Origin of the sequence: Nocardiopsis sp. NPDC058631, assembly GCF_042716955.1 — a bacterium.
Classification (GTDB): Bacteria; Actinomycetota; Actinomycetes; order Streptosporangiales; family Streptosporangiaceae; genus Nocardiopsis.
Genome location: NZ_JBHXQY010000031.1, coordinates 1 through 15,495, shown reverse-complemented (window position 1 = coordinate 15,495; position 15,495 = coordinate 1). Strand labels below are relative to the sequence as shown.

The window sequence follows — 15,495 nt, the reverse complement described above, 5'->3', positions numbered from 1 at the left end:
GTACGCCGCGCCCGTCCCGACCCTCGCGACCACTCCGGCGGGCTGCGCCGCCCCCGCGTCCGATGTGGCGGAGGCCACGACGTGCGCGTTCTTATGGACATCTCACCCCGCGACCACCACCCTGGGGCCATGAGGCTACTGAGGCGTCTACAGACAACGGACAAGAAGGCCTACGACCGGGTGACCGGGTTGGGTCTACCCTTCCTGGACCCGTACACGCCCAAGTTCGTGCAGGCCACCGACAACATGGCTCCCTGGTTCGTGATCTCGGCGACCCTCGCGGTCAGCGGCGGCCCGCGCCTGCGGCGCACGGCGCTGCGGGCGATCATCGCCGCCGGGACCGCCAACGGGGTCTCCGCGGTCGTCAAGCAGCTCACCGGGCGGAGCCGACCGGACAACTCCGCGATACCGAGGGCGCGCACCCCCCTCAAGGACTACGCCAGCTCGTCGTTCCCGTCCGGGCACACCGCTGCGGCGGCCGCGTTCGCGGGCGGGATCATGGCGGACGCGCCCCGGCCCCTGTCGGCGCTGGCCGTCCTCCTCGCGAGCGGGGTGGCGGGCTCCCGGGTGCACAGCGGCGTCCACTATCCGGGGGACGTCCTCGGTGGGATAGCGATCGGCGCGGGCGCCGCCCTGCTCGCCCGCACCATGCTCCCGCCCCGCCCCGAGCTGGTCTTCGGCGCCCACACGGTGCCCGACGGCGTGGCGGACGTGGACTCCGAGGGCGCCGGGCTGACCGTGGTGGTCAACCCGCGTTCGGCCTCGGGCGCCGTACCGGGCCTGAGCAACGCCGACGTCACCAGCCGTGTCGCGCGGGCGCTGCCCAAGGCGCGGATCATCCCGATGTCGGCGGAGGACGACGTCCCCGCCGTCCTGGACGAGGCCGCGCGGGCCTCGGACGTGCTGGCGATCGCGGGGGGCGACGGAACGGTCAACGCGGCGGCCAAGGCCGCCCTCGACCATGACCGCCCTCTGCTGGTCCTCCCGGCGGGCACCCTCAACAACTTCGCCCGCACCCTGGGGCTGACGTCGGTCGACATCTCGTTGCGGGCGTTCTCCGACGGACGGCTGGCGCGGGTGGACGTGGGCGAGGTGGACGGGCGGATCTTCCTCAACACCGCCTCGTTCGGGTCCTACCCGCGCATGGTGGAGCGGCGGGACGAGTGGGCGGGCAGGATCGGCAAGTGGCCCGCGTTCGCGCTGGCGCTGTGGCGGGACCTGTGGGAGATGAGCCCGACCCCCGCGATGGTGGACGGGCGCCCGACACGGGTGTGGTGGGCGTTCGTGGGCAACGGGCGCTACCGCACGCACGCCCGGCTGCCGGCCCTGCGCGAGCGGCTCGACGACGGCTGCCTGGACGTGCGGGTACTCAGCGCGCGGGAGCCGTTCCCGCGTCTGCGCGGCCTCGTGGACGTCCTCCTCGGTGAGATCACGCAGCGTGACGGCTATGTGGAGCGGCTGACCACCGAACTCACGCTGTCGATCCCGTCCGAGCCGAGGCGGCTCGCCGTGGACGGCGAGGTGCTGGAGGGGTCGGAGACGGTCAGGTTCACCAAGCGGCCGGGGGCACTGCGGGTGTTCGTGCCCGCCGTGGGCCCCGGTATCTGAGCGGGCGGAGCGGCGTCGGCGCCCCGGCGCCGACGCCCTCAGCCGCGGCGGGAACCGCAGCGGGGACCGGGGTCGCCGGAGGAGTCGCCGTTCAGGAGCAGGCTCAGCCCGGCTCCCAGGAGCCACGCGTCCTTGGACAGGGGGAGCCCGTCCTGGGTGGGGCGCAGGCTCTTGGGGCGGCGCATCCCCGGGGTGCGCAGGTACAGGCCGAGGAGGGACGCGCTGAACGCGGTGAGCCCGGCCCCCGCGAGGCGGCTGGGCACGACCGGTACGAGCAGGGCGGCACCCAGGGCGATCTCCCCGGCGGAGAGCAGCCGCACGAACGTGGTGGGGTCCAGCTTGCTCAGGAAGGGGTAGGTCCCGACCGCCATGCCGTGCATGCCCTCGGCCACCTCCCCCTCCGCGCCTCGCTTCTCCAGCCCCGAGTTGAGGATGAACGCCCCCGTGGCGATACGCAGGGGCAGGTCGCGTGTTTTGAAGGGCAGCCGCATGGTGTCTCCGTGCCTGGTCGGATTAGTTACCCTGAGTCACGAAAATGCTACCTATGGGTGAACGCGGAGTGCGGTGCGACCCGCCGGTCCCTGCCCGCCGGAGGGCGGCTTCCCCGGGTGCGCGTGGTCGGTCCGCGGTTCGGGGCGCCAGGGCCCCTGGCCCGGGGGCGGCCCTGTGTGCTGCCGGAGGCGTCAGACGACGACCAGGCGGAGAACGCGGTCGCGGAGCTCCCACAGGTGACCGGGGCCGACACCGCTGTCGGTGACCAGGCAGTCGACGTCCGCCAGGCCCGCGAACCGCGCGAGGTGGGCCCGTCCGATCCGGGTGTGGTCGGCCAGGACCACGGTGCGCCGTGCGGCTGCGACCATCATCCGCTTCGCCGACGCCTCCTGCGGGTCACGGACATAGAGCCCCTGCCCCGGCGACACCCCGTCCGCCGAGACGAACGCGAGGTCCACACGCGCCTCGCGCAGGGCCCTCCCCCACTGGTCGGCGGGCCCTGACGTCGCTCCCGTCCCTGGCACGCACAGTCCTCCCATGAGGAGCAGCGTGATGTCGGAGCGGTGTGCGAGCACCGCGGCCGTGCGGACCGCGTTGGTGACGACGGTGTAGTCCCGGCCCACGGGGAGAGCGCGGGCGATGCCGAGCGCGAGTGGACAGCCCTCCAGGAGGATCACCCCGGCGGGAGGCAGTTCCTCCAGCGCCGCAGCGACGATGCGGTCGCCCGCGGGCATGTCCGGACCGGCGGTGAGGGTCGTCGGACGGCCCGGGGACAGGGGTGCGGGGCTTGCTGCGCGATCCACCTGGGTGACCTCACAATGCTGGACTCTGCGGGCACCGGCGCGCCCGGTCGGGACGGGCGACACGGCGCCGGACGGGCGGAGCCGACGAGACGGGCAGGACGAGGCGCAGGGCGGACCCGGCCGCGCCCGCACGGCGTCCGTCCGCCCCGCACGAATACGCGCTCACGGATTCCCCCTCCGGAAAAGGCGGACAACGGACGCTCCCACCGCTCACACGGGAAGAACAGAACCACACAATACACAGCAGGGATATCTCGTACGACACCACTCCCCGGGCACCATCCGTCACCGCACGACCCCGTCACGGCGCGCGCCCCTCCCCGCCCGGACCGGGGGTGACACCCTCCGGGACCGCGTCTTCGCACCGGCGGAGCAGACGGGGAAAAACCACCGAGAAACGGTGACGCCGCCGCAACCGCGACGTTGTCCGGGGCTCCGCACACCCGATCCGCGACGGACCCGCAGACGAAGTCGAACCGAATTCCAGGCGAATAGTTTCTCCAATGGCCGAATGCCATCGAACGCCGCCCCGAATTCCAACGCGGCGCGGGGTCGCCGCGGACCCCGCGCCGGGCAGGAAACGGCCGGAGCCGCGCACACTGTTCGCACAGTGCACGGAGTCGGCTCCGGCCGTCCGCGCCGCGACACCTGGGAACCCAGGGTCAGGAGTTCTCCCGGGGGCGCCAGCTCCTTCCGCGTCCCGCCTTCTTGGGCTTGCGCGGCAGGGGCCGCGACGACTGGGCCTCGTCGGTCTCGCCGCCCTCGGCTTCCGTCGCCGGGTTCTCGGCGACGGCTCCGGCGCGGGCGGTGGCCTTCTTGCGTTCCGCCCTCCTCGCCCCCTCCACGCGCTCCGCCCTGCTGGTGACGGCGTCGGCGCGGGCTGACCCGGACTCCGCCGCGCGCTGGGCGCGGGCGAGCGCCCGCTCGGGGCGTGCGGACCGCTCGGTGCCGGCGGCCTGCTCGGACCGCCCGGTCGGGGCGGTCGGGGCGGTCGGAGCGGCCTCGGTCTCGTCCGGCCTGGGGAGGCGGGACCGTACGGCGCGTTTGGCGGCCTTGCGAAGGGGTGCGGGTTCTTCCTCGGGGGTCTGCTCCTGCGGGGCAGGCGCCGTGCGCTTCTCCTGAGCGGGGCGCTCCGCGCGGGCGGGAGAGGAGACCACCGAGGGGACCGTGCCCGTGCTCGGACGCCCGGGTGCGGGCCTCCCGGCGACGGGCTTCCCCGCGGGGGTGAACTGCGCGGGCACGCCCCCCGGAGGTACGGAGGGCTCGGACACGGTCTCCTCCGCCGCACGCTCCTCGGATGCGTTGCCCGTGGACGGGGACAGCTCGGAGGCGTACTGCTCGGCGGAGGGCCGTTGGGGTTCGGCCGCCACGGGGACGGGCTGCTCCGGGGCGGACCGCTCCGGGGCGGACCGCTCCGGCGCGGACCGCTCCGGCGCACGCTGCGCGGACACCGGTTCCTCGGGGGCGAGCTCCTGGGGGGCGGGTTCGGAGGTGGCGGGCGCGGTCGAGGACGGTTCCGCCACGGCCTCCGGGGACACCGGTTCCTCGGGGGCGGCCTGCCCGAACGCGGACGACTCCGGCGTCTCCTCCCCGGCGGCGGACGGCTCGGGGGCCGCCTCCTCGTGGACGGACAGCTCGGACGAGGACGGTCGCGCCGCGGTCTCCTCGACGGAGGACGGCTCGGATGAGGACGGCTCGGATGAGGACGGCTCGGCGGCGGCGCTGTCCGGGCGGGTGCCCGGCTGCGCGGTGTCCGCCGACACGGCCCAAGGCTGCTCCACGTCGGTCAGCTCGGCCTCGGACCACGCGTCAGCGGTCTGCTCCGATGCGGACGGCACCGCGTCGGCCAGTTCGGCCTCGGGCTGTACGGCGTCGGCCTTCCTGGCCGCGCGCGTGTCGCCCTCCCAGAAGTCGGTGTTCCAGACGTCGGCGTCCCAGAAGCCCTCCTCCGAGACGTCGGCCTCCTTGGCCCTCCTGGTCTTCGCGACCCTCTCGGCCCTCCGGTCCGTCTCCTCGCTCACGGCCGTCTCAGCCGACTCGGCCGCTCCGGCCTCCTCGGTCGACTCGGCTTCTTCGGTCGCCTCGGCCGGCTCGGCGGCGGTCTGCTCCACCAGAGCACCGAGGAACGGCTCCGCGAAGGAGCCGGTCTCCTCGGTCACGTCCTCCGCCGTGTCCACCGAGGCGGCCTCCGTGCTCACCACCCGGTCGTCGGTCTCCGCCATGGCGGGCGAGGAGTGGCGGTAGGCGCGCACCGCGTCCATGACCTCCTCGGCGGACGCGCCGGGCCAGGAGCAGTGGAAGACCGGGTTGAGCGGAGGACTGGTCTCGGTGATGAGGCCGTCCTCCTCGATGACACAGCTGCCACCGAGCGGCCAGCGGCCCAGGATCACGGCCGTGATGCCCTGGTGCTGCCCGTGCAGCAGCAGGCCCGACAGCGCGGTCTCGTGCTCGGCACCGGGCGCGGTCACCAGGGCCAGGGGGGTGTTCGGTCGCGGCTCCCGCTCCTCGGCGATCTGGTGCAGCTCGTGCTGGAGGGCGGTCAGGGCCTCCTCCATCGTGCCGACCATCCGCACGGGCTCGCAGGGGTGCGCGCGCAGCAGGTCGCGGCCGTCGTCGCCCACCAGACGGGCGGCGTCGGCCTCGGTGAGCAGCACGCGCACGGAGTCGTGGTTGAGGCGGTCGAGCGCGTTGACGATGAGGCGCCTGGCGGCTCCGGCAGCACCCGGACCGGTGATCCCGAGGCCGGGCACGTGGTCGAGTTCCACCGTGACGCGCTCGTCGATGTCCTCCCCGGGGGTGGGCCGGGGAGGTGTGGCGGGCAGGGCCAGGCGGCGGGGCGCCCTCGGCAGGCGGGGCAGGCTCAGCTTCACGCCGGGCATGCGGACGCCGCGCTTGCCCAGCAGGTATCCCCCGGCCAGGCCCGCGAACGCCACGGCTCCGGTGACTGCGCCGTCGGGGATCTCCACGACCAGCACCTCGCGGCCGTCCTCGGCGGCGTCGGCGGCGGCCGCCTCCACCGGGTCGGTCTCCTCGGCGGCGGCGGACTCCTCGGCCCCGGCAGCGGCACCGGTCTCCTCGGCCTCGGCCGCCATCACACGGGACTGGAGGGAGGTCGGCTGCGGGACGACGGTGTAGGTGACCTCGGCCCTGCGCTGTGCGGCGGCGCCGCCCTCGCGGGACTGCTCGGAGCCGACGCCCTCCACCGTCATCTCCGGGGCGTCCTCGCCCAGGGCGTCGTCGAGGTGGTCGGCGACCGCCTGGGCCCGGCGCTCGGACAGCTCCTGGTTTGCCTGGACGGTCCCGCTGGGGTCGGTGTGCCCGGTGATCCGCACGGGCGTCTCGGTGTCACCGTAGGAGTCGATCATGTCCACGACGGGTGCGAGGTCTTCGCGCATCTGCTCGGTGAGATCGGCCGAGCCGACACCGAAGCCGGAGACGGTGCGCACCCTCTCGACGGGCTCCGCGGACGGGGCCTCCTCGGGGATGGAGTGCGCGTCGCCGTCTTGTTCCCCGTCCGCCTCGCGGTCGTCCTGCGTGGTGACCGTGTCGGCGAACGCCGCGGTCGGGGCGATCGCCACGGTTCCCACGGCGGCGGCCGCCACCACCTGGAGCGGCCCCAGGGGGCGCAGCCTCCGGGGCACGCCGCGCAGGAGGGAGAGGGCCTCCACGGCCAGCCCGGTCGCGTACAGACCCCACAGGGCCCACAGCACGGTGATGAGCAGGGCGTTCAGCACGCCCGGTGGCAGCCGCCAGCCGCGCAGGTGCGCCGCGGCCACGGCCCAGGAGTCCGGTAGGTCCGGCCAGGGCAGGTGCCACAGGAGCAGGTAGGGGATACCGGTCAGGACCGCTGCGGCGAGCAGGAGTGCGCTCAGCCGTCGGATCTGGGACATGTCCGCCTCACTGGAGCTAGGGAGTCGGCTGGGTGTGGGGACGTGCGGTGGCCGTGGAGTCGACGGTAGTCGATCCCATCGGCAGGAGGGTGAAGGAGTAGCCCACCGAGCAGGTCACGGTCACGGTGTCGCCGCTGACCGAGACCGTCCCGGTGGCACCGGCGGCGTTGAGGAAGGACTGCGCGGCGGCGGACGCCGCCGAGGGGTCGAGGGCGACCTCGGTCGTGCCCTCGCGGTAGGAGGCCCAGTCGAGCTGTTGGACGCCCGCACGGGCGGCCTCCTGGGCCAGGGTGGCGGCTTCGTTGCGGGCGCGCAGCAGTCCGCCGCCGTCGGTGACCAGGCCCAGGCACATCAGGAAGGCCGCTACCAGAATGGCGACGAAAGCCGTGGTCTGGCCCCTGTCTTCCGTGCGTCTCACGGCTGCCCCCTGAAGGTGTCGACGACGACCGTGGCACTCCCGGAGACCGTGTAGGCACCCGGGACGCCCAATCCTGTCAGGCCGCTCAGTCCGACACGGCACTCGACCACGGCGGTGACCGCCCCTCCGGGGGTCAGGCCGCCGTGGTCGAGGGTGACGGAGTAATCGCCGCAGGCCAGACCGTTCTCGGCCAGAGAACTCGCAGCGGTGTTCGACGCGGCCGTCTCGGCGGCACCGACACTGCGTTCGAGGGAGGCCGCCCGGGCGGCGGAGTGCGCCACCTGGTCGGCGGTGGAGTTGGCGTCCGCCACCCTCCCGGCGAGCACCATGAGGAGTGCGAACGCCAGGAGGGCGGGGGTGAGGAGCGCCAGTTCCACCGAGGACGAACCGCGGTCCCCCTGACCTGTGTCAGCGGGCTGTCGAGAACTCACGGAGCGGCCTCCGAAGGGACGAACCGCTCGACGGGGGCGGTGACCTCGTGGCCCACCGGCCAGCTGAAGCCGGGGATGAGGCTGGGCACCTCGGCGTCCACCACCACGCGTACCTCCTCCGCACTGCGGTTGACGGACACGTCCAAGCCGGAGAGGAAGGAGCCTCCCCCTCCCTCGTCGACCGACGTGCCGCCGCCCGCCGTGCGCGACTGTTCAGCGGTCCTGCGCGCGATGTCGGCGACGACGTTGTCGCCGTGCATCCACAGGGCGGTCTGGATGACGAGCAGGACCAGGAGCAGCAGCGCGGGCGCGGCCACGGCCATCTCCGCGCTGCCGCGGTCCTCCCGGGGGATGCGCAAGGCTACTCGCCGCCTCCCCCGCCACCGCCGCTGATTCCGGCCATTTCGAGATTCACACGACCAGCAATAGCGCCGCCAAGCGCTACGGCCAGACCGACCAGGACAGCGGTGATGATGACCGTCTCGGTCGAGTAGCCGTCGTCCCTCCGGCTGAACAAGTCGTCCCTCCGGCTGAGCAACAGGGAGCTGAGGTAGGCGGTGATGCGCTGCATCGGGGGTCTCCAAAGCGGTTGGGGTTCTCATGCGCTGAACAGGATGTGACTCATGGCCGGATAGCCCAGGAGGGCGAGGAATCCGGCGAAGAGCAGGACCACCGGCAGGCTCATCCGCTCGGTCGCGGACTGCGCCTCGGCGTCCATCTCGGCCAGGAACTGGGTGCGCAGTGTCTTGGCCTTGGCGGCCAGGGAACTGCGGATGCGGGCGCCGTCGGCGCCGGCGAGCTGGAGGCTGGCCGCGAGTTCGGCGAACTCGGGGGTGTCGTAGCGCTCGCCGAGGTCGCGCAGCGCCGTCCAGGGCGACTGGCGCCTGAGCGTTGCCCCACGCAGGCTCTCCCGGATGCGGGCCATGGCCCATCCGTTGCCCGCGGCACCGGCGTCAGCCAGCGCTCCGTTGACGCCCGCCCCTCCGGCCAGGGACACCACGACCAGGTCGGCGAAGCTCGCCAGGGCGCGACGCATGCGCTCCCGACGTTTGTCGGCCTCGTCGCGCAGGGACATGTCCGGGGCGAACCAGGCGACCACAGCGAAACCCACCCACATGGCCCCCGCGATGGCCCCAGACGGAAGGACGCCCGCGAGGGAGAGCAGGCCGATCAGCAGCGGAGGGAAGGCGAGTCCCAGGACCAGAGCGGTGAACTTCTCGGCGAGGTAGGAAGCCGGTTCGCGCTCGCACACCCGCAGGTTGCGCCGGGTGCGGGGCCCGGGCATGTCGAAGCCCTCCAGGATCGGAACACCGATCTTTCCCAGGCGCGTCAGCACCCCGGTGCCCGGGCCCGCAGCCACGGTTGTCCGGGGGGGAGGCGGAGCGGCCAGGCGTTCGGCGAGCGTGGGCCCGGCCCAACGGGCGGCGAAGAGCGCCCACAGGGCCAGCCCGAGCGCGGCACCCGCGAGGGTGGCGGCCAGGACGGGGGTCATCGGACAGCCTCCGGGGTGCGGGCGGACGCGGGTTCGGGTGCGAGCACCCGCGGCCCCAGGTCGAAGCGGGACATACGGGACAGCCATACGAGAGCGGCCGCCCACAGGCCACCGATACCCGCGAGCACCACCTGACCGAGGAAACCGTCGAACGGCTCCATATACTCGCCGTTGAGCACCAGCAGGAACGCGGCCATGCCCACGGTCGTCCCGACGATGATTCGGGTGGAGGTGCGCAGCCGGGCGCGGCTGGCCGCCACGCGCACGAGCATCGCCGCCTGTTCGCGGGACGCCTCGGCCAGCGTGCCCAGCAGAACGCCCAGGTCGGTGGCGTGCCTCGTGGCAGCCGTACTCAGAGCGGCGGCCACCAGGTCCGCGGTGGGGTTGTCGACCTCGTCGGCGAAGGAGCGCAGGGCGGCCTGCGTGGACTGGCCCGCGCGCAGCCGTTCGGCCAGTCTGGCGACCGGCTCACGCACCGGCTCGGGCGCGATGGTCACCGTGGCGGCGACGGCCTGGTGCAGGCCGGCCGCACCGGCCATGAGGTCGCGCAGCATCTCGGTCCAGGCCGCGACGGCCTCGACCCCGTCCACCTGTTCCTGGTGGCCGCGGTCGGGCCCCAGCACGGCGGGCCCCCACCAGCAGCCCGCTGCGGCGAGGACGCCGGCCACCGGCCAGCCGGTGAAGAACCAGACGAGCAGGCCGCCGACGACCGCCGCGATCAGACGCAGCGGCCGCTGCCGGCCGAACAGGAGGGATCGCCAGCGCGGAGTCCGTGACCCGCGCGAGCCGTTGGACGCGGCCAGCGAGGCCAGGGCCAGCCACAGCCCCGCGCCGAGCAGGACGCCGGAGGCGGCGACAAGAAGGACAGGGGTCGTCACCGCGCCCACCCCACCGTGTCGGGGGACAGCATGGCGGGGTCGAACCCGGCCTCGGCCAGGGCGTCGAGCGTGTTGGGGCTGGGCGGCGCCGCGGGCAGGGGCCCGTTGCGGTCGCGCCGGTAGATCTCGTTGGACACCACGTTCTGGCCCTCCGCGCCCACCACCTCGCGCACGCTCGTGACCCTGCGCCCGCCCGTGGGCAGGGCGGACACGTGCACGACCAGGTGCACGGCGGCGGCCACCAGGGAGGCCGTGGCGTCCAGGGGCAGGCGCTCGGCGGACTGGGCGGCGTAGGCGCCCAGCTTGGTGAAGGCACCCGCGGAGTTGGCGGCGTGCAGGGTGGTGAGGCTGCCGTCGTTGCCCTGGCTCATGGCGTTGAGCAGCGGGACGGTCTCGTGTCCGCGCGTCTCACCGACGATGACCCGGTCGGGCGACATGCGCAGGGCCGTGCGCACGAGGTCGGCGATGGTGATCTCGCCGACGCCCTCGACGTTGGCCGGGCGGGCCTGGAGGGCGACGCAGTCGGGGTGGGCCTCGCGGTCGCGGTCCAGGCCGAGCTCGAAGACGTCCTCGATGGTGACGAGGCGCTCGTCGACGGGGATCTCGGCGGCCAGGGCCCGCAGCAGGGTGGTCTTTCCCGCGCCGGTGCCGCCGGTGATGACCATGTTGCGGCGGGAGCGCACCCCCGCGCGCAGCAGGGCGACCAGGGGGTCGTCGATCGTGCCCAGCTCATGGAGCTGTTCGAGGGTGGTACGGCCGTAGCGGTGGCGGCGGATGGACACCGAGGGCTGCCGGGCGACCTCCATGACCGCGTTGAGCCGCTCGCCACCGGGCAGCTGCATGTCGAGGATGGGAGCCCCCGGGTCGAAGCGGCGCTCCCCCGTCTCGGACTCCGACGCCAGGCGCCGGACGAGGGCAACGACCTCGTCGGGGTCGTCGAAGAGGGAGTCGTGCCGCTCGCGTCTGCCGTCGGCGCGGCGCACCCACACGTGCACGCCGTTGATGTTGATGTTCTCGATCCCGGGGTCGTCCAGGAGGGGCTGGAGGGGACCGAGTCCGCACACCCTGGCCAGGGCGCCCGCGGCGACGGAGGCCTCGGTGGTGGCGTCGAGCACCTGCCTGCCCTCGGACAGGGCGCGGCCCGCGTCCTCGTCGAGGATCTGGGCGATGACGCGCTCGGCGCGGGCGCGGTACTCCTCGGGCGTGTCCTCGGGGGCGCCCCGGGTCTCCTCGCTCAGCCGCCGGGTGGCCTCGCTGACGGTCCGCTCCACGCGGGCGGCCACGGTGCGGGCCCGGTCGGTGTCCAGGAAGTAGCCGTCGGTGATGTCGTATCCGGCGTCGTGTCCGCTGCTCATGCGCGGACCCCCGTCGCCTCTGTCGCGTACACCGGGGCTCCGGTGCCGTGCGCGGGAGCCTGGCCGGCGCCCTGGGCGAGGTCGCCCGCCAGGCGTGCCGCCGCCTTCAGCAGCGGCCTGCGCTGCGGCTTGCGCGGGTTGGTCTCCCCGCGCAGGAAGGACGCGGAGCGCCCGTCTGCGGGAAGTCGTCCCCACACGCTCGGGCCCAGGGCGTTCTCGACCTCGCGGACGCCGCCGCTGCCGCCGACGACGACGGTGCGCAGGTTCGGAAGACTGCGGGTCAGGGCCTCGGAGGCCTCCTTGGCCCGGCGCAGCTGCGCCAGGTCGTCGGCGACCAGGAGCAGGGCCTCGTCGGCCCACGTGGCCAGGGCCGAGGCGGCCGCGCCGGGGGTCAGGCGGCCCAGGTCCAGGACGACGGCGGGGCCGTCGGCGGAGGCGAGCACGCCGGGGTTCTGGGCGAGCAGGCGCACCGCGCCCTCGGCGCGGTCGGCGGTGACGGGCGCATGGCACACGGACAGTCCTCCGGGGAGGACCTGGGTGTGCACGGCCAGGTCGGCGGAGGCGCCGCCGTGCCTGGCCGCTGCGGCCAGGCCGGTCAGGCCGGGGTCCGGCTGGAGGCGCCGCCAGGTGGCGATGTCACCGCCGGAGGCGTCGGCCTCCACGAGGACGGCCCCGGCCCCGCCGGGCCAGACCGCGGCCAGTGCCATGGCCGCGCAGGTGACGCCGGGGGCTCCGCCCAGGGAGAAGAGCGCCACGGTCCGAGGCATCAGGCGCCTCCCCGCGGGTTGACCTGGACCACGCTGACGCGTTCGGCGGCGGCCGCCGAGGCGATGGCTGCGGCGTCGGTGGAGGAGGCGACGAGTTCGAGCTCCACCGAGCCGTCCTCGGCCGCGGAGGGGAGAACCTCCCGCACGAGCGCGCGGTAGGCCTCCACACCGGTGGTGGCGCCCTCCTCGGGGTGGACCACCACGGACACCGCGGTGCCCGGGCCGAGTGAGGAGGGGAAGCGGCCGGGGCGCAGTGCCACGCCGAGCACGGCGCGGTCGGGCTCGGGGAAGGCCGCCTCGGCGCCCAGGGCGGCCTCGGGGAGGAGCCCGCCCTCCGTGACGGGCACGGTGAGGGTCTGGCCGACCGTCGCCTCCAGGCGCTCGGCGCCGACGAAGGAGACCCCGTCGGCGACGGAGATCCGCGCGACCCGCAGGTCCTCCGCGGCCACCACGTGGCCTGCGGGCAGGTCGCCGTCGGCGACGAGCACCCCTTGTTTGTCGTCCATCTGCTCCAGGGCCACAACGCCGCTCAGGCCGCCTGCGGCCATCATGCCCAGGGCCAGGGCCAGCCACCGCCAGCGGCGGGGTCCGCTGCCCAGGAGCCGCACCGGAGGGGTCTCCCCCTGCCGCGGGGAGGCCGCGGGTGCCGGTGCCGTCTTCGTGTCCACCACGTCTGTCGTCTTCTTTCGCTGTTAGCGGTTGCCTGTGTCGGTGACCAGGCCCTGGGATTCGGCCACCTGGAGTTCGACCTGCGAGGTTGTGGCGAGCGGGGCGAACTCGCCCGCCGCACTCTCGGCGAACTCACCCTCGGTGATCTCCCAGCCCACGTCCCAGCCGACCTGGACGGTGACGGGGTAGGCACCGCCGGGCTGGCTGTCGGAGGGCAGGGCGTAGACGTGACCGCAGTCGGGGGAGGCCGAGTCGGGGTCGTGCACGGCCGGGTCGAAGGGGGTTCCGGGGCCCTCGCAGCGGATCTGCGTGCCGTCGCCCAGCGTCCAGACGGTGGAGAGGGGGGTGGCGGTGACCTTGAAGGAGGAGTCCTGCAGTTCGGCGGAGGCCTCTTCGACATCCCAGTCCTGGGACTCCACCCACAGCCACACGGGGGTGTTGACCAGGACCAGGGAGTCGACGCCCGGGGAGGTCTCGATCTGGGGCGGGGGCAGCTCGAAGGAGGCCATGGCCTCCTGGAGGGCGGTGACCGCGTCGGTGCCGTCCTCCCCCTCGGTCCCGTAGTCGATGGAATCCCAGTCGATGGCGTCCCAGTCCACCTGGGACCAGTCGATCGCGTCCCAGTCGATGGCGTCCCAGTCGACGCCGTCGGAGGAGCCGGCCGGGGCGCCCGGGGAGCCGGAGCCGTCCGAGCCGCCGGAGCCCTGCTGGCCCGCCTGGCTCTGCCAATAGCGCAGCAGGATCGAGCAGCCGAGGCCGCCCGAGCTGCCGCACTCGATCTGGCCGAGGAAGGAGCTGTCGTCGGCGTGGGCCGGGGTGGCGACCCCGACCGTCAGCAAGGTCAGTACTGCGGCCGTGGCCGCGGGTCGTACGAGTCTCAGCATGATCCCGCTTCCCAGATCCTGAGGTCGGACACGCGCCAGGCGAGTCCGTCGTGAATGAGTGTGGCCTCGACGAGGCGCGGGCCCTGCCCGGAGGAGGATCCCATGCCGAGGTTCCAGCCGGAGTCGTCGAGGCAGTCCTCGACCGTCGCGCTGTCGGGTCCCTCGACCGCGGCGACGGGGGCGAGGACGGGTTCCCCGGTGACCTGCGCACCGGAGCCGGCCCCTTCCAGGGCCGCGCTCATGAGGGCGTAGGCACCGCCCACGGCGTAGTCCTGAAGCTCGGGGGGAACCTCGCCTCCCTCGTGGGAGGCGGCCACGACCGTGTCCCACATGCCGGTGTAAGCAGCGAGCGCCGCGACCTCCTCGTCACTGGACGGGGTGGTCGAGGGGCTCGGTGCCGCCCCCGCCTCGGAGGCCGCGTCCTCGGAGGAGGCGCAGCCCGCCGCCAGGGCGAGGGCCACGCAGCATCCCGCGGCCGCGGCCGCTCGCCGGACAGCGCCGTTTCTTCTCGCGGCTGTCGTCATTGGTGCGTTCTCCACTGCCATGGAAGGGGAGGATGGTGCATGGCGGAACCGGCCCGAGCGAGCGGGCCCTTTCCCTTCCGACGAGGGTCAAGGGGGGTCCTCCCCGCCCGGGAGGTCACGGGACCGGGTGGGTGGTGAACGGAGGAGGGTTCCGACCGGGTTCCGGTCCGCCGCGAGCCAGCCGCGGGGGAAGGAGTCCCGGGCCCGACCGAAACAGAGTGGTATTGGTTGGGTTTTTACCTGCCCTTGCGTGAGCTTATAGAGAAGTTGCCTGCCATAACAACCCCTCGTGCCCCTTCTGTGACTGTGATCCGATCGACTTTCCGGACATCACCCCCAGGAGAGCACGGGGCCGAAGCTCGCTGACAAACACACGCGAAACAACAACTGAACGGACATCACAGGCGCGGGCCGGGGCCGCGCGGGTCAGACCACGAGCACGCGCGGGCCGCGCCCGCGCAGCCTTCGGATGTCCTCGGGGTCGGTCCCGGTGTCGGTGATGAGGCAGTCCATCTCGCGCAGCAGCGCGAAGCGGGCGATCCGGTCGCCGCCGATCCTGGTGTGGTCGGCCAGCAGTACGGCCCTGGCCGAGGCCCGCACCGTGCCTGCCTGGCCATCACCTCAGCGGGGTCGGCGCAGGTCAGGTCTCGCTCGGGGGACACCCCGTCAGCGACCATGAAGGCCACGTCGACGTGGAGCTGCTCCCACAGGCGCACGGAGGAGGGCGTGGTCCCGACCCCCGTGCTCGCCCGGCCTCCCAGCAGGTGCACGGAGAGGTCGCGGCGCGAGGCCAGCCCCAGCGCGACGGGAACCGAGTTGGTCAAAACGTTCAGCCCGCACCCGGTGGGCAGCAACCACGCGATCCGCTCCGCCATCGGCCCGGCGTCGAGCATGATCACCCCGGCCCTCGGCAGTTCCGCCCGGGCGGCCCTGGCGATCCTGCCCTCGGCGGCCGAGAGCCGCCCCGTGACGCCTCAACAGGTCCCGAGCAGGGCCGTTCGCCAAGTGGAGCGGGCGCGCCGGACTGCATACCAGAGCGAGTGGGAACACAAGGCAACACACAGGAACGAGAACAGAAACATCAGCGCAACCACTTCCGTGTCGAGGCAGGGCGGTGCTAACTTCATCCATCTTGCTGGCGGGGGTGGAGGGGTCGCTGGTAGTGGCGGCGTCGAGGGGTGGAGGGGGAGACGGGTATGTCGCTGGACCCGAACATGTCCGACTCCTCACGCAACGCCATCAAAGTCCTCACCGGCATCGAGGTCCCCACCGCCGGACTCCTCC

Annotated in this window: 16 protein-coding genes and 1 pseudogene; 1 reads left to right on the top strand and 16 read right to left on the bottom strand. The window is 73.5% G+C overall.

The window, feature by feature from the left end; all coding sequences use genetic code 11:
* Window positions 1-129 precede the first annotated feature (129 nt).
* A complete protein-coding gene (locus tag ACFWTE_RS12885; RefSeq protein ID WP_378779525.1) occupies window positions 130-1,608 on the top strand; it encodes a bifunctional phosphatase PAP2/diacylglycerol kinase family protein in 1,479 nt (492 codons plus the stop codon).
* 38 nt (window positions 1,609-1,646) lie between these two features.
* Here the strand turns inward: ACFWTE_RS12885 and ACFWTE_RS12880 are convergent, their stop codons facing one another.
* The 16 genes and pseudogenes from ACFWTE_RS12880 to ACFWTE_RS12805 all read right to left on the bottom strand — a co-directional run.
* A complete protein-coding gene (locus ACFWTE_RS12880) occupies window positions 1,647-2,099 on the bottom strand; it encodes a hypothetical protein (RefSeq protein ID WP_378779524.1) in 453 nt (150 codons plus the stop codon).
* Window positions 2,100-2,291: 192 nt separating this feature from the next.
* Window positions 2,292-2,903, bottom strand: coding sequence for a DeoR/GlpR family DNA-binding transcription regulator (locus ACFWTE_RS12875; protein ID WP_378779523.1), 612 nt, complete (start codon window positions 2,901-2,903; stop codon window positions 2,292-2,294).
* 662 nt (window positions 2,904-3,565) lie between these two features.
* Window positions 3,566-6,793: an OmpA family protein gene (locus ACFWTE_RS12870; RefSeq protein ID WP_378779522.1), complete on the bottom strand. Its 3,228-nt coding sequence runs from the start codon at window positions 6,791-6,793 to the stop codon at window positions 3,566-3,568.
* A gap of 16 nt (window positions 6,794-6,809) precedes the next feature.
* Window positions 6,810-7,211, bottom strand: coding sequence for a TadE/TadG family type IV pilus assembly protein (locus ACFWTE_RS12865; RefSeq protein ID WP_378779521.1), 402 nt, complete (start codon window positions 7,209-7,211; stop codon window positions 6,810-6,812).
* Window positions 7,208-7,642 (bottom strand): TadE/TadG family type IV pilus assembly protein, encoded by a 435-nt coding sequence (locus ACFWTE_RS12860; RefSeq protein WP_378779520.1) that lies wholly within the window; start codon window positions 7,640-7,642, stop codon window positions 7,208-7,210. The genes ACFWTE_RS12865 and ACFWTE_RS12860 overlap by 4 nt, the downstream gene beginning before the upstream one ends.
* Entirely contained in the window at window positions 7,639-7,965 is a 327-nt protein-coding gene (locus tag ACFWTE_RS12855) for a TadE/TadG family type IV pilus assembly protein (protein WP_378779566.1), read from the bottom strand. Before ACFWTE_RS12855 ends, ACFWTE_RS12860 begins: the two co-directional genes overlap by 4 nt.
* Before the next feature lie 38 nt (window positions 7,966-8,003).
* Window positions 8,004-8,213 (bottom strand): hypothetical protein, encoded by a 210-nt coding sequence (locus tag ACFWTE_RS12850; RefSeq protein WP_378779519.1) that lies wholly within the window; start codon window positions 8,211-8,213, stop codon window positions 8,004-8,006.
* Window positions 8,214-8,240: 27 nt separating this feature from the next.
* Window positions 8,241-9,134, bottom strand: a complete 894-nt coding sequence (locus ACFWTE_RS12845) for a type II secretion system F family protein (protein WP_378779518.1) — start codon at window positions 9,132-9,134, stop codon at window positions 8,241-8,243.
* On the bottom strand, window positions 9,131-10,021 hold the full coding sequence (locus ACFWTE_RS12840) for a type II secretion system F family protein (RefSeq protein WP_378779517.1): 891 nt from the start codon (window positions 10,019-10,021) through the stop codon (window positions 9,131-9,133). The genes ACFWTE_RS12845 and ACFWTE_RS12840 overlap by 4 nt, the downstream gene beginning before the upstream one ends.
* On the bottom strand, window positions 10,009-11,367 hold the full coding sequence (locus ACFWTE_RS12835) for a CpaF family protein (RefSeq protein WP_378779516.1): 1,359 nt from the start codon (window positions 11,365-11,367) through the stop codon (window positions 10,009-10,011). Before ACFWTE_RS12835 ends, ACFWTE_RS12840 begins: the two co-directional genes overlap by 13 nt.
* Complete coding sequence (locus tag ACFWTE_RS12830) at window positions 11,364-12,134, bottom strand: hypothetical protein (protein ID WP_378779515.1); 771 nt, start codon at window positions 12,132-12,134, stop codon at window positions 11,364-11,366. The genes ACFWTE_RS12835 and ACFWTE_RS12830 overlap by 4 nt, the downstream gene beginning before the upstream one ends.
* On the bottom strand, window positions 12,134-12,805 hold the full coding sequence (locus tag ACFWTE_RS12825; RefSeq protein ID WP_378779514.1) for an SAF domain-containing protein: 672 nt from the start codon (window positions 12,803-12,805) through the stop codon (window positions 12,134-12,136). Before ACFWTE_RS12825 ends, ACFWTE_RS12830 begins: the two co-directional genes overlap by 1 nt.
* Before the next feature lie 21 nt (window positions 12,806-12,826).
* A complete protein-coding gene (locus ACFWTE_RS12820; protein ID WP_378779513.1) occupies window positions 12,827-13,687 on the bottom strand; it encodes a hypothetical protein in 861 nt (286 codons plus the stop codon).
* A complete protein-coding gene (locus tag ACFWTE_RS12815; protein ID WP_378779512.1) occupies window positions 13,681-14,148 on the bottom strand; it encodes a hypothetical protein in 468 nt (155 codons plus the stop codon). Before ACFWTE_RS12815 ends, ACFWTE_RS12820 begins: the two co-directional genes overlap by 7 nt.
* A 489-nt stretch (window positions 14,149-14,637) precedes the next feature.
* Entirely contained in the window at window positions 14,638-14,811 is a 174-nt protein-coding gene (locus ACFWTE_RS12810) for a hypothetical protein (RefSeq protein WP_378779569.1), read from the bottom strand.
* A 62-nt stretch (window positions 14,812-14,873) separates the two neighbouring features.
* A pseudogene (locus ACFWTE_RS12805) lies at window positions 14,874-15,104 on the bottom strand (DeoR family transcriptional regulator); the annotation flags it as partial.
* Window positions 15,105-15,495 lie beyond the last annotated feature (391 nt).

What these genes read in the sequence shown, in the direction of transcription:
- ACFWTE_RS12885 (WP_378779525.1), top strand. Translation starts at nt 130, where the DNA reads ATGAGGCTACTGAGGCGTCTACAGACAACGGACAAGAAGGCCTACGAC.
- ACFWTE_RS12880 (WP_378779524.1), bottom strand. Translation starts at nt 2,099, where the DNA reads ATGCGGCTGCCCTTCAAAACACGCGACCTGCCCCTGCGTATCGCCACG.
- ACFWTE_RS12870 (WP_378779522.1), bottom strand. Translation starts at nt 6,793, where the DNA reads ATGTCCCAGATCCGACGGCTGAGCGCACTCCTGCTCGCCGCAGCGGTC.
- ACFWTE_RS12855 (WP_378779566.1), bottom strand. Translation starts at nt 7,965, where the DNA reads ATGGCCGTGGCCGCGCCCGCGCTGCTGCTCCTGGTCCTGCTCGTCATC.
- ACFWTE_RS12850 (WP_378779519.1), bottom strand. Translation starts at nt 8,213, where the DNA reads ATGCAGCGCATCACCGCCTACCTCAGCTCCCTGTTGCTCAGCCGGAGG.
- ACFWTE_RS12845 (WP_378779518.1), bottom strand. Translation starts at nt 9,134, where the DNA reads ATGACCCCCGTCCTGGCCGCCACCCTCGCGGGTGCCGCGCTCGGGCTG.
- ACFWTE_RS12835 (WP_378779516.1), bottom strand. Translation starts at nt 11,367, where the DNA reads ATGAGCAGCGGACACGACGCCGGATACGACATCACCGACGGCTACTTC.
- ACFWTE_RS12830 (WP_378779515.1), bottom strand. Translation starts at nt 12,134, where the DNA reads ATGCCTCGGACCGTGGCGCTCTTCTCCCTGGGCGGAGCCCCCGGCGTC.
- ACFWTE_RS12820 (WP_378779513.1), bottom strand. Translation starts at nt 13,687, where the DNA reads ATGCTGAGACTCGTACGACCCGCGGCCACGGCCGCAGTACTGACCTTG.